Here is an 11884-nt window from a genome sequence, read left to right on the forward strand (position 1 = left end):
CTGCGTTGGTCGGCAAAACCGTTGTAATCAGGAAATTTCATGGAAAATCAACCTAAGTTGAGTAGTAGTAAAGAAGTCATTGCATACCTTTCGCAGCAATTTCCAAGCTGTTTTATTGCAGAAGGTGAAGCAAAGCCGTTAAAAATCGGTATTTTTCAAGATTTAGTCGAGCGTATTCCTTCTGACATGAATCTGAGTAAAACTCAGCTTCGCTCAGCGTTGCGTGTTTATACATCCAGCTGGCGTTATCTCTATGGGATCAAAGCAGGCGCAACGCGTGTTGATCTTGACGGTAATGCATGCGGAACGCTTGAAGAGCAGCATGTTGAACACGCTCGTCAGCAGCTTGAGGAAGCGAAAGCTCGCGTTGCCGCACATCGTGCGAAACAGCGTAGCGAAGCTAAAGCTGATGAAGCGGGCAAGGCTGAACGTCGTCCACGCAAACCTGCAGCCCGTAAACCAGCGGCACAGAAAGCGTCCACGACGGATACTAAACCTCTGAAGCCAAAGAACGACTCACGTCAATCACCTCCAGTTGACGGGAAACCAGTGACTGATATCTCAGTACTCAAAGTCGGTCAACCTATTCGCGTTAAAGCAGGTCTGAGTGCCGTCGAGGCTACTGTACTTGAAATCTCTAAAGAGGGAGTTCGAGTTCAATTAGCGTCAGGACTGGCAATGATTGTACGCCCAGAACATTTGCAGTTCTGAAACGGAGAGTGACCCAGGCATGAACACCAGTTTTAAAGTAAGTTTACTTGTCGCATCTTTGTTCATGGGACAAGTGTTTGCTGCTGATCCCATTATTCGCGAAGATCAGATACAGCAACTACAAGAGCAGCCGCAACAGGTAACGGTAAGTCAGCGTGTTACGGCACGCTTTACTCAGTCACATTATCGCCAAATTACGTTAGATAACGCGTTTTCGACTAAAATTTTCGACCGTTATCTGAATATGATTGATTACAGCCATAATATTTTACTGAGTAGCGATATTGCACAATTTGCTAGCAAGAAGTCGCAAGTAGGCCAAGAACTGGAGTCTGGGAATCTCGACACGTTTTATCAACTGTTTAACTTGTCTCAGCGTCGTCGTTTTGAACGTTTGCATTATGCGCTTGACGCGCTAGCCAAACCGATGAATTTTACCTCTCACGATTCTATTGATCTGGACCGGAGTAAAGCACCGTGGCCAACGTCGACCGACGAGCTCAATAAATTGTGGGACGCTAAAGTAACCTATGACGAGCTGACCTTGAAGCTCGCAGGGAAAAACGAGCAAGAGATCCGTGATACCCTGACACGACGCTATAATGCGGCGTTACGTCGCGTCTCACAAACCACCAGTGAAGACGTTTTTCAAACGGTGATGAATGCGTTTGCCCATGAGATCGATCCGCATACTAATTATCTTTCTCCACGTAATACTGAACAGTTTAATACTGAGATGAGCTTATCCCTAGAAGGGATAGGGGCTGTATTACAGATGGATGACGACTATGCGATGATCAACTCGATGGTAGCAGGCGGACCTGCGGCGCGCAGTAAAGCATTAAGCATTGGTGATAAAATTATCGGTGTTGGACAAGTAGGGCAACCGATTGAGGATGTCGTCGGTTGGCGTCTCGATGATGTTGTTGAAAAAATTAAAGGACCTAAGGGAAGTAAAGTTCGCTTAGAAATCCAGCCTGCGACTAAGGGCAGTAAAACACGGATTATCACCCTAACTCGAGCACGTATCCGTTTAGAAGACCGTGCAGTGCAGGGGTCTGTGCATCAAGTCGGTAAAAATAAAGTTGGCGTACTGGATATTCCAGGTTTTTATGTCGGCCTCACCGATGATGTAAAAGTACAGTTACAAAAGCTTCAAAAGCAACATGTTGATAGTATCGTTATCGATTTACGGACCAACGGCGGCGGTGCATTAACAGAAGCTGTCTCTCTTTCAGGGCTATTCATACCTTCTGGTCCAGTTGTTCAAGTTAGAGATAATACTGGTAATATTCATCAGGATAGCGATGATGACGGGGTTGTTTATTATAATGGCCCATTAGTTGTTCTGGTGGATAGATTCAGTGCTTCAGCCTCAGAAATCTTCTCTGCTGCGATGCAAGATTATGGTAGGGCCTTGATTGTTGGTGAGCCGACCTTTGGTAAAGGTACTGTTCAGCAATATCGATCTTTGAATCGTATTTACGATCAGATGCTACGCCCAGACTGGCCGGCATTAGGCTCAGTCCAGTATACTATCCAGAAATTCTATCGTATCAACGGCGGTAGTACTCAGCGTAAAGGCGTTACGCCAGACATCCTGATGCCAACGGGTGTCGAAGCCATTAAAACGGGTGAAAAGTACGAAGATAATGCGCTGCCATGGGATAGCATCAAAGCGGCTAATTACTCGCCTATGGCTGACTTACAGCCTTATGTGGCACAGTTACGCCAAGAGCATGAAGCACGTATTGCAAAGGATCGTGAATTCCAATACATCATCAAAGATATTCAACGTTTCGATGCGATGAAAGATAAGATGGATATTATTTCGCTTAATCTTGCTGAACGTCAAAAAGAGAATAAAGAAGAGGATGTACTTCGTCTGGAACGTATCAATGCGCGTTTTCAAGCTGAAGGGAAAAAACCTCTTGCCTCCCTAGATGCCTTGCCAAAAGATTATAAAGAGCCTGACCCCTATCTTGATGAGAGTGTCGCTATTGCTAACGACCTGGCCAGTGCGGAAACAAAAAATCCCCCAGCGCCACTGAGTAGTAACAAGTAATAGACATTAATAAGATAAACCCGCTACGGCGGGTTTTTTATCATCATTATTTTACATGTCAATTAAATCAGACAAATTGTGAGATGTGTATGACAAAATGTAAAGTTATGTCTTTTCAGAGAGATATAACCATTCGCCTCTTGAAAACTCTTGGCAACAGCCTAGGATAGTGCCAAATAAGTTCAGGTTCTGTTTTCAAGGAAATATAAACGTCTATGATGCGTATCGTGTTGTTCCTCTGTACTAACCTCGCTGTAATGGCGGTGTTCGGTATCATTTTAAGCTTAACAGGCATTCGCTCGGCCAGTATTCCAGGCTTATTAATCATGGCGGGGTTATTTGGCTTTGGCGGGTCCTTTATTTCACTACTAATGTCCAAATGGATGGCTTTACGCTCAGTCGGCGGTGAAGTGATTGAACAGCCGCGTAACGAAACCGAAAGATGGTTGATGCAAGTGGTTACTCAGCAATCTCAGCAAGTCGGGATTACTACACCACAGGTTGCCATCTACCATGCTCCGGATATTAACGCGTTTGCAACAGGCGCTAGAAAAAATGCATCGTTAGTCGCCGTTTCAACGGGACTTTTGCAAAATATGAATCGTGATGAGGCGGAAGCGGTGATCGCTCACGAAATCAGTCATGTTGCTAACGGTGATATGGTAACCATGACCCTTATTCAAGGGATTGTGAACACCTTCGTTATCTTTATCTCGAGGATTATTGCACAGGTTGCGTCTGGTTTCTTAAGCTCAGACCGCGAAGAGGAAGGGAATAATGGAAATCCTCTAGTCTATTTTGTTGTGGCAACGGTTTTAGAGTTAGTGTTTGGTATCTTAGCAAGCATCATTACCATGTGGTTTTCACGTCATCGCGAGTTCCATGCTGATGCAGGGTCAGCCAAATTGGTTGGACGTGAAAAGATGATTGCGGCGCTAGAGCGTTTGAAAACAAGTTACGAGCCCCAAGAGCCGGGCACAATGATGGCATTTTGTATTAACGGTAAACAAAAAAGTCTGAGCGATTTATTTATGTCGCACCCACCGCTCGATAAACGTATTGAAGCATTACGCCAAGGTCAATATATAAAGTAGCTCAGTATTACATGTCTAGCGTCTCATCGGTTTTTCTCAAGAGGGGGCAGCGTTCACGCGCTGTCTCTGATGGGTAGAGATAGTCCGCGTTGATTAATCCTCTTCCTGTTAAGTATTCACAGCGAAGATTGAACCCAGTGTTGTTTGCTTCTCGGTAAGTCAAAATCCCATAATCCGAAACCATCATTATCGCCCAACCCCCGATCACAATGATTAACAGTCGCATTAACATATTTGTTGATTTCCTGTCATTAATTGTGAGTTAGGTAGCATGCCTTTGAGCATGGCAATAATCGATAAGAGATAACTTAAAGAATCATCCTCAATAATCCTGATGACCAAGGAGAGCAGAGGGAGTAGAATGAACAAAACTTAATGAGTATAGGTATCAGGTCGAATAATGAATGAATTGATAGCTGGCGGTGGGAGCTATATGTTACCTGCGCTATTTGGTATTGCTGTAGTCTTCTTTTGTGTTGTGGTGTTCATTTCAATGCGCAGGGCGGTTAGAGCGAATGATCAGGTTTTATTATTGGAAGCTTTACTGCGTGAGCAGCGTAAACAAACCAAAATATTAAATCAATTGGTCGAGTTAAGCTGCGAACCAGAAATTGCTGAATCTTTTGAAGAGAGTGATAGTGAGCAACCCGCTGAAGAGCCCTCGCATTTAACTTTTAGGGCTGAACGCTAAGAGCTTAGCAAGCGTTTGCTTAGATTATACAGGCAATGGGTTTAAGTGATTTTTTATAAGCCTTAGACCGTAAAATTAACGATAAATATTTAAAATGCTTATCATTAAAATTTCGATAAAAAGCCCTTGCCATAAATAAAGTTATATGTGATAACAATTATTAGGATAAACGAGAACAGCACGTTGTTGTAAAGTTTTTTGGTAAAGCAGTTACGAGTTAGTTAAGGTTACTTGATCTTAGTCTTGTCTGTTACCATTTAAGAAAAAACACTTCATCCAGTATTTCTCGATTTTCTGTGTTAACTGCCTCTGGGCAACTATTATTTTAAAGGAATTGGTAAAATGGCAAAGATTAAAGGTCAGGTTAAGTGGTTTAACGAATCTAAAGGTTTTGGTTTCATCACTCCTGCAGACGGTAGCAAAGATGTATTCGTACATTTCTCTGCAATCCAAGGTAATGGTTTCAAAACTCTGGCTGAAGGCCAAAACGTTGAGTTTGAAATTCAAGATGGACAAAAAGGTCCAGCAGCAGTAAACGTAACTGCTATCTAATTCTCGGTTTACCGAAGCGATTATGAATCCCCGCACTAGCGGGGATTTTTCTTTGGTTTATCGCTCGAAACCGCTAAACTGCGCGGCTCAGATAACTCTTGGAGCCTATTTTGTATATTTGTCCATTATGCCAATCTCCCTTAACTGAAGATTTACAAGGCTATGCTTGTGAGAAGCGCCACCGTTTTGATCGGGCGAAAGAGGGATATGTCAATTTATTGCCGGTTCAACATAAAGGATCTAAAGATCCGGGCGATAGTCCAGAAATGTTGCAAGCACGTCGGCAATTCTTAGATGAAGGGCACTATCAGCCATTACGCGACCAAGTGGCTAAACTTCTTGATGAACATTTGCCGACCGCCTCAACCGCCGCTATTGTGGATCTCGGGTGTGGTGAGGGCTACTACACTTCTGCTTGGGTTAACGATAATCGTGAGGTATATGGCGTTGATGTCTCTAAATTCGCGATAAAGTCAGCCGCTAAACGCTACCCGAAGATACAATTTAGTGTGGCCTCCGGTTACCGCCTACCTTTCGCCTCAGCATCGCTTTCAGCCATTATACGAATTTATGCGCCGAGCAAAGTAGAGGAGTTGATGAGGACATTATGTCCAGGTGGTATTTTAATAACCGTAACGCCGGCGGCACGTCATCTTTATCAATTTAAAGCGCTGATCTACCAAGATGTACAACTTCACGATGAAAAAGAAGAGGCCCTTGAGGGGTTTGAATGCTTGGTAGAGCAAAGGTTACACTATCCCTTAACGCTTACTGCCTCAAGCGCAACTCAACTGCTGCAGATGACTCCCTTTGCGTGGCGCGCCAGCGAAAACGTATGGCAATATCTTGCCGACAGTAAAAGCTTTTCATGTGAAACAGATTTCAAAATTACGGTGTGGCGAAAAGCTGAGTGATGATGAAGTTGGTCAAAGTGTAAAGGTAAGCAAACATTTTGACGAATAGATTGCACCTGATAAAGTAAAGTTTATTACTACAACTAGGAGTACAGGGTTAATCCCACATTATGGATCGTCACCGAGGACTTTTTCTATTTCTCACACCGCAGTCATCATTCGGCGTGCCCCCTTTATCTTATCAAGAGCCTAATACTCTTCTGGTCACTGCAAGCGAGAGGCAAGCCTAATGGAATTTTTGCTAGATCCCTCGATACTGGTCGGCTTGATGGCCTTAATCGTTTTAGAGATTGTTTTAGGCATTGATAACTTAGTCTTTGTTGCGATCTTATCGGATAAATTACCGCCAGCCCAACGCGATAGAGCGCGAATTATAGGTTTGAGCTTGGCGTTAGTTATGCGCCTACTGCTTCTCTCTGTAATGTCTTGGTTAGTTACGCTCACAAAACCGTTATTCCATGTGGCGCAGTTCGCGTTTTCGGCGCGCGACCTGATTATGTTAGTGGGGGGGATATTTTTACTGTTTAAAGCCACCACTGAGTTGCATGAACGGTTAGAGAGTTCGGGAGAGGTTGAGCAAGGAAGTAAAGGCTACGCCGGTTTCTGGGCGGTGGTTATTCAGATCGTTATCCTTGATGCAGTGTTCTCATTGGATGCAGTCGTTACGGCAGTCGGTATGGTTAGCCATCTGTGGGTAATGATGACTGCGGTTATTATCGCGATGATTTTGATGCTTATTGCTTCAAAACCGCTGACCCGGTTCGTGAATGCACACCCCACCGTTGTGGTGCTCTGCCTCAGTTTCCTATTAATGATTGGATTAAGCTTAGTGGCGGAGGGATTCGGCTTCCATATTCCTAAAGGTTACCTCTATGCAGCCATTGGCTTCTCAATCATTATCGAGTTTTTCAATCAGATCGCGCGTCGTAATTTTCTTAAATCTGAAGCAAGGCGTCCGATGCGTGAGCGGACTGCAGATGCAATTTTACGGCTGATGGGTAGCCGTTATCGTACGGCGACTCAAGAAGTGGTAGGGGAAGAGACTAGAGAAAATACCCATGCTTCACGTGCTTTTAAAGACGAAGAGCGCTTTATGATTAATGGGGTACTTACCCTAGCGTCGCGTTCTATTCGTAGCCTAATGACACCACGCAACCAGATTTCATGGGTGGATGCAGAGGCGTCTGTCGATGATATTCGTGTGCAGTTATTAGACACGCCTCACAGTCTTTTCCCCGTGGCACGGGGTGAGCTCGATGAAATTGTCGGCGTGGTGAGAGCTAAAGAGTTATTGATTGCGCTTGACCATGAGTTAGATGTCGCCACCTTTGCTGCGCGGAATCCAGCGATGATCGTTCCTGAAACCCTAGATCCGATCAATTTATTGGCTGTGCTCCGTCGGGCCAAAGGAAGTATTGTGATGGTAACCAACGAATTTGGTGTGGTGCAAGGTTTAATTACACCGTTGGATGTTCTTGAAGCCATCGCTGGAGAGTTTCCGGATGAGGATGAAACACCGGATATTGTTGCCGAGGGCGATAACTGGCTAGTGAAAGGCGGTACTGATCTTCATTCTTTAGAGCAGCATTTGAATGTTTACGACTTAGTCGACGAAACTCATTCGCATGCGTCTCTCGCGGGATTATTAATTGCCCAAGCGGGGCAATTACCGGTAGAAGGTGAGGTTATTAGTATCGGCGAGCTGGACTTTACAATCTTGAAGGTAAAAGACTACCGAGTCGATTTAGTCAAGGTTAGTAAGCGGCAGTCTAAGATGCAGAGTGAAGAGATACTTTAAGAGAGTGATCACCAAGAGGCCGACTAGTTCGGCCTCTTTTTTTAGTCACATTGCACTTTTATCGCTAACCCACCTCGAGAAGTTTCCCGGTATTTAGCGTTCATATCTTTACCCGTTTCGTACATAGTCTCAATCACTTTATCCAGCGAGACGCGTGCCTGGCTGGTACGACGAAGAGCCATTCTCGCCGCATTAATCGCTTTCACTGCAGCAATCGCATTACGCTCAATACAAGGCACTTGCACCTGACCGGCAACAGGATCACAGGTTAAGCCCAAGTTATGTTCCATACCGATTTCTGCCGCCACACAGACCTGTTCCGGACTGGCTCCCATCAGCTCTGCCAGTCCCGCAGCAGCCATGGAACATGCGACACCTACTTCCCCTTGGCAACCTACTTCTGCACCAGAAATCGAAGCATTCATCTTATAAAGGATACCAATAGCGCCGGACGATAAGAAGTAATGTCGGGCAATTTCTGCCGTAACGGGTTCAACAAACTGATCATAATAAGCCAATACGGCAGGGACAATACCGCAAGCCCCATTGGTTGGAGCAGTAACGACTCGTCCCCCCGCAGCATTCTCTTCATTGACGGCCAGGGCAAACATATTCACCCAATCGATGGCATTCATCGGGTCGTTGTTATGACGATGGTTGGCGACCAGTAAGCGGCGCAATGGCGCCGCTCTACGTGGTACTCTAAGCGGCCCGGGTAAAACACCTTCGGTGTTCAAGCCGCGGTCTATACAGGCTTGCATCGCTGCCCAGATAGATGAGAAATAGTCAGTGATTTCCTGATGTGTATGCACTGCTAGCTCATTTTTCATCACTAGACCGGACAGAGAAAGCCCGGTCTGATGGCAGGCATCTAGCATCTCTAATGCGGAATGAAAGGGATAAGGGACAGTGACCGTATTCAAAACAGATTGGCCAAACTGTGACTCTTCAACAATAAAACCGCCACCAATTGAATAGAAGGTCTGAGAAACAACAGCGCTGTCACCCCGCCAAGCCGTAAAGGTCAGGCCATTTTCATGTAATGAAAGCGCCGATGAGTGGAATAATAAATCTGTCTGTTCGTTGAACTCGACTTCATGTTCGCCCAACGCCAGTAACAACCGTTGGCGTGTTCGCACATCGGCGAGAAAGGTAGGCATAGTGTCGATATTGACGGTATCGGGAGACTCTCCTGCTAACCCCATAATGATAGCGATATCGGTATGGTGGCCTGGGCCAGTTAATGAAAGTGAACCGTAAATATCCACAGTCACTCTTGTGATATCGGATAACAACTGTTGGGCACTTAACATGTCGACAAAAAGCTTTCCGGCTTTCATTGGACCTACTGTATGAGAGCTGGAAGGACCGATACCGATCTTAAACATATCAAAAACACTAATCACGTGGCGTTACCTTACGTCGACTAAAGCTAAATACCCTATAATCTGGGCTAAACAGCGATAATTATACCATTGCTGTACAAAAAAGAGAGTGAAACGCCTCGCACTCGCAAAAATATCATTAGTGTTTATCGTTTTTTGTTGGATGGGGGGGAAGTGGCGATATGTGTGGAAAGATGAAAAAGAATGTTGGCGGTCATGCCCCTAATTAAGTGCGAAGAATAGGGGAGGAAATGGACCTGCCGTTGTGCTTGAGAGTGGCCGACCCATAGTGTGACATAATTATGAGAATTTAACAGGTAAGAGAGAGGAACCTCAAATACTTCAGCGACTTCATCACTGTTCGGGTCCAAGATAAAGCCTGGCTCCACTAAGGCGAGGAAGGGTTTAACACTATGCCCTGTACGGCTATTAACCAGCGGTAACTCGCCCAGTAATTGTATGGATTGTGGCGTAATGCCGACCTCTTCATAGGTTTCACGCAGTGCTGTTTCATACAGCGAGTAGTCAGCGAGGTCATGTTTGCCCCCTGGAAAAGCAACTTGTCCGGGGTGTTGACGAAGTTGCTTGCTCCGCTGTGTAAAAAGTAGGGTCGGTGTGTGCGGGTGATTGATGATCGGGACCAACACCGCAGCTGTTGGTAAGGTGACGCTAATAGGCTCGTCACCCAGCGGGGTGAGCAGGTATTGGCTTAAGAAGAGATGAAGATCATCATTCATTATGCTTACCTAATACCGAGAGAATCGGCAGTATTTTACTTACCTTATGGTAGGTTTCCTGGTATTCCTCTTGCCAATGACTGTCTGCGACAATGCCTCCTCCGGCTGAACAGTAAAGCTTTTGTTGTTCTGCCAGTAAAGTGCGGATGGTAATACTGGTATCCATATTCCCGCAGCGACTGATATAGCCGATACTACCACACCAGGCATTACGTCGATGGGGCTCAAGTTCGTCAATCACCTCCATGGCCCGAATCTTCGGTGCGCCAGTAATGGATCCGCCTGGAAAGCAGGCTCGCAATAACTCAGTGGCATTAACAGTGTCGGGAAGCGTTCCCTTTACCGTGCTGACCAAATGATGAACGGCGGGAAATGATTCAATAGCAAAGAGTGAGGGGACTTTGACGCTACCGGGTAAGGCAATACGTCCAATATCGTTACGTAGGAGATCGACAATCATTAGATTCTCGGCACGATTCTTTGGTGAATTAACCAGCCATTCTCGCTGAGCTCGATCGCGTTGTGGATCGGGGTCACGTGGTACAGTGCCTTTAATGGGTTTGGTTTCAATCTGGGAGCCATTAACCTTGATAAAACGTTCTGGAGACAAACTTAAAACGGTACATTGCGGTAAACGGATGAAGGCACTAAAAGGCGCACTGTTCGCTTGGCTGAGTGCCTGATAAGCTTGCCATTCGGAACCTTGATACTCGGCGCTAAAGCGTTGCGCCAAATTGACTTGATAACAATCACCCGCGAGAATGTATTCTTGGATCTGCTGAAACTTCTCCCGATAGCGAGACTCATCCATATTGCTTTGCCACCTACTGGTCAACGAAAAAGGCGCGACGAAGGCTGGTGTTTGAGCGTCTAGCCAAGCGAATCGTTGGTGAACGTTTGAGAGACTTACTAACGTCAAAGTCTGTGAATGGTGATCAGCAATCAGGGCCCAATCATAAATTCCCACCGCCATGTCGGGACAACGCAGATCGGCGCTGGCTTGCGAAGGTAGCGATTCAAATCGACGCCCAAGATCGTAGCCCCAAAGCCCGACGGCTCCCCCACAAAAGGGGTAGGTTTGGCGAGAGACCTGAGGTAATCGTGTTAAAGCCTGCTCGACCAACGACAGAGGGTCGTCCAGAGAGCGGGTGATTTGGCTATTTTCTTCGATCAACGTCTCTTGACCCCAAGTTGATAGCTTTATCATGGGATCGGCGGTTAAGATATCGAATTGTGCATCAGCATGGGACGATTGTGCTGAACTCAATAGCATAGCCCAAGGTAATTGCGCGAGTTTGGAAAACCATACCTCGGCAGCGGCTTGATGATAAGATAGAGAGATACATTCAGGTGATTTACGCGTCATGACTCAAGAGGTTCTTAATGTTTAACGGATTACCGGCATTATCGCATCAACAACAGCAAGAAGCGGTTGAGCGAATTCAGCAGTTAATGTCTGAAGGTTTATCGAGTGGCCAAGCGATTACACTCGTTGCGCAAGAAATTCGCGAAAACTATCAAGGCGAGCCACAACTTGCTCGCTTTGATGAAGATGATGATGAATAAAACGGAACGCTACAAGGCCGCAATAATTTTTATTTCGACTTTGTAATCTGGGTTCATGAGTCCTGCCAGCACCGTACAACGTACCGGTGCATTACCGGGAGAGACCCATGCATCCCACGCTTGGTTCATGGCCGCGAAGTTAGCATGATCAGTAATGAAAATAGTCGCGTCGAGCACTTTTGACTTGTCACTGCCGACGCGCGCTAAAATACGATCGATTACAGCTAAAGCATTCTCAGTTTGCGCAAAGGCATCGGCATCGAGATTTTCGGGTACACTGGTATAGTATATTGTTTGATTATAAATGACGGCTTCGGACATACGATGTTCAGGATCTAGGCGTTGAATAGTCATGAGTGTCTCCATTTTTT

Annotated in this window: 13 protein-coding genes; 8 read left to right on the plus strand and 5 right to left on the minus strand. The window is 45.6% G+C overall.

Features of this window, described 5'->3' with window-relative positions; translation table 11 throughout:
• Positions 1 to 39: 39 nt before the first annotated feature.
• The 3 genes from proQ (at position 40) to htpX (ending at position 3870) form a co-directional block, all read left to right on the plus strand.
• Entirely contained in the window at positions 40 to 711 is a 672-nt protein-coding gene (gene proQ / locus HH682_RS00580) for an RNA chaperone ProQ (protein ID WP_214235230.1), read from the plus strand.
• A 19-nt stretch (positions 712 to 730) separates the two neighbouring features.
• The gene (prc, locus tag HH682_RS00585; protein WP_214235232.1) at positions 731 to 2776 is read left to right on the plus strand and encodes a carboxy terminal-processing peptidase; all 2046 of its coding nucleotides are present in this window, start codon (positions 731 to 733) and stop codon (positions 2774 to 2776) included.
• Between the two features lie 215 nt (positions 2777 to 2991).
• Complete coding sequence (gene htpX / locus HH682_RS00590) at positions 2992 to 3870, plus strand: protease HtpX (protein ID WP_214235234.1); 879 nt, start codon at positions 2992 to 2994, stop codon at positions 3868 to 3870.
• 7 nt (positions 3871 to 3877) lie between these two features.
• Here the strand turns inward: htpX and HH682_RS00595 are convergent, their stop codons facing one another.
• Positions 3878 to 4102 carry a YobH family protein gene (locus tag HH682_RS00595; RefSeq protein WP_214235236.1) on the minus strand — a complete coding sequence of 75 codons (225 nt, stop codon included), beginning with the start codon at positions 4100 to 4102 and terminating at the stop codon, positions 3878 to 3880.
• Between the two features lie 168 nt (positions 4103 to 4270).
• Here HH682_RS00595 and HH682_RS00600 point away from each other — a divergent pair, with 168 nt between their 5' ends.
• The 4 genes from HH682_RS00600 (at position 4271) to HH682_RS00615 (ending at position 7825) form a co-directional block, all read left to right on the plus strand.
• The gene (locus HH682_RS00600; protein ID WP_214235238.1) at positions 4271 to 4561 is read left to right on the plus strand and encodes a YebO family protein; all 291 of its coding nucleotides are present in this window, start codon (positions 4271 to 4273) and stop codon (positions 4559 to 4561) included.
• Between the two features lie 342 nt (positions 4562 to 4903).
• Positions 4904 to 5113, plus strand: a complete 210-nt coding sequence (gene cspE / locus HH682_RS00605; RefSeq protein ID WP_001062678.1) for a transcription antiterminator/RNA stability regulator CspE — start codon at positions 4904 to 4906, stop codon at positions 5111 to 5113.
• A gap of 107 nt (positions 5114 to 5220) precedes the next feature.
• Positions 5221 to 6027, plus strand: a complete 807-nt coding sequence (rlmA, locus tag HH682_RS00610; RefSeq protein WP_214235534.1) for a 23S rRNA (guanine(745)-N(1))-methyltransferase — start codon at positions 5221 to 5223, stop codon at positions 6025 to 6027.
• 229 nt (positions 6028 to 6256) lie between these two features.
• Positions 6257 to 7825, plus strand: coding sequence for a TerC family protein (locus HH682_RS00615; RefSeq protein ID WP_214235239.1), 1569 nt, complete (start codon positions 6257 to 6259; stop codon positions 7823 to 7825).
• Between the two features lie 41 nt (positions 7826 to 7866).
• Here the strand turns inward: HH682_RS00615 and HH682_RS00620 are convergent, their stop codons facing one another.
• The 3 genes from HH682_RS00620 to pabB all read right to left on the minus strand — a co-directional run bounded on the left by HH682_RS00620 (position 7867) and on the right by pabB (position 11313).
• Positions 7867 to 9231: an L-serine ammonia-lyase gene (locus HH682_RS00620; protein ID WP_214235241.1), complete on the minus strand. Its 1365-nt coding sequence runs from the start codon at positions 9229 to 9231 to the stop codon at positions 7867 to 7869.
• A 125-nt stretch (positions 9232 to 9356) separates the two neighbouring features.
• Positions 9357 to 9947, minus strand: coding sequence for a CoA pyrophosphatase (locus tag HH682_RS00625; protein WP_214235243.1), 591 nt, complete (start codon positions 9945 to 9947; stop codon positions 9357 to 9359).
• Complete coding sequence (gene pabB, locus HH682_RS00630) at positions 9940 to 11313, minus strand: aminodeoxychorismate synthase component 1 (RefSeq protein ID WP_214235245.1); 1374 nt, start codon at positions 11311 to 11313, stop codon at positions 9940 to 9942. Before pabB ends, HH682_RS00625 begins: the two co-directional genes overlap by 8 nt.
• Before the next feature lie 17 nt (positions 11314 to 11330).
• Here pabB and HH682_RS00635 point away from each other — a divergent pair, with 17 nt between their 5' ends.
• Complete coding sequence (locus tag HH682_RS00635; RefSeq protein ID WP_214235247.1) at positions 11331 to 11513, plus strand: YoaH family protein; 183 nt, start codon at positions 11331 to 11333, stop codon at positions 11511 to 11513.
• 9 nt (positions 11514 to 11522) lie between these two features.
• On the opposite strand, the gene HH682_RS00640 is transcribed toward HH682_RS00635, so the two are convergent.
• Positions 11523 to 11867 carry a RidA family protein gene (locus HH682_RS00640; protein ID WP_214235249.1) on the minus strand — a complete coding sequence of 115 codons (345 nt, stop codon included), beginning with the start codon at positions 11865 to 11867 and terminating at the stop codon, positions 11523 to 11525.
• Between the last annotated feature and the right edge of the window lie 17 nt (positions 11868 to 11884).

Source organism: Rosenbergiella gaditana, from assembly GCF_018494065.1.
GTDB classification, from domain to species: Bacteria; Pseudomonadota; Gammaproteobacteria; order Enterobacterales; family Enterobacteriaceae; genus Rosenbergiella; species Rosenbergiella gaditana.

Bases quoted from the DNA above. Each gene is read 5' to 3' on its own strand.
- HH682_RS00595 (WP_214235236.1), bottom strand. From the start codon at position 4,102: ATGTTAATGCGACTGTTAATCATTGTGATCGGGGGTTGGGCGATAATG.
- pabB (WP_214235245.1), bottom strand. From the start codon at position 11,313: ATGACGCGTAAATCACCTGAATGTATCTCTCTATCTTATCATCAAGCC.
- HH682_RS00625 (WP_214235243.1), bottom strand. From the start codon at position 9,947: ATGAATGATGATCTTCATCTCTTCTTAAGCCAATACCTGCTCACCCCG.
- HH682_RS00615 (WP_214235239.1), top strand. From the start codon at position 6,257: ATGGAATTTTTGCTAGATCCCTCGATACTGGTCGGCTTGATGGCCTTA.
- HH682_RS00635 (WP_214235247.1), top strand. From the start codon at position 11,331: ATGTTTAACGGATTACCGGCATTATCGCATCAACAACAGCAAGAAGCG.
- prc (WP_214235232.1), top strand. From the start codon at position 731: ATGAACACCAGTTTTAAAGTAAGTTTACTTGTCGCATCTTTGTTCATG.
- htpX (WP_214235234.1), top strand. From the start codon at position 2,992: ATGATGCGTATCGTGTTGTTCCTCTGTACTAACCTCGCTGTAATGGCG.
- proQ (WP_214235230.1), top strand. From the start codon at position 40: ATGGAAAATCAACCTAAGTTGAGTAGTAGTAAAGAAGTCATTGCATAC.
- HH682_RS00640 (WP_214235249.1), bottom strand. From the start codon at position 11,867: ATGACTATTCAACGCCTAGATCCTGAACATCGTATGTCCGAAGCCGTC.
- HH682_RS00600 (WP_214235238.1), top strand. From the start codon at position 4,271: ATGAATGAATTGATAGCTGGCGGTGGGAGCTATATGTTACCTGCGCTA.
- cspE (WP_001062678.1), top strand. From the start codon at position 4,904: ATGGCAAAGATTAAAGGTCAGGTTAAGTGGTTTAACGAATCTAAAGGT.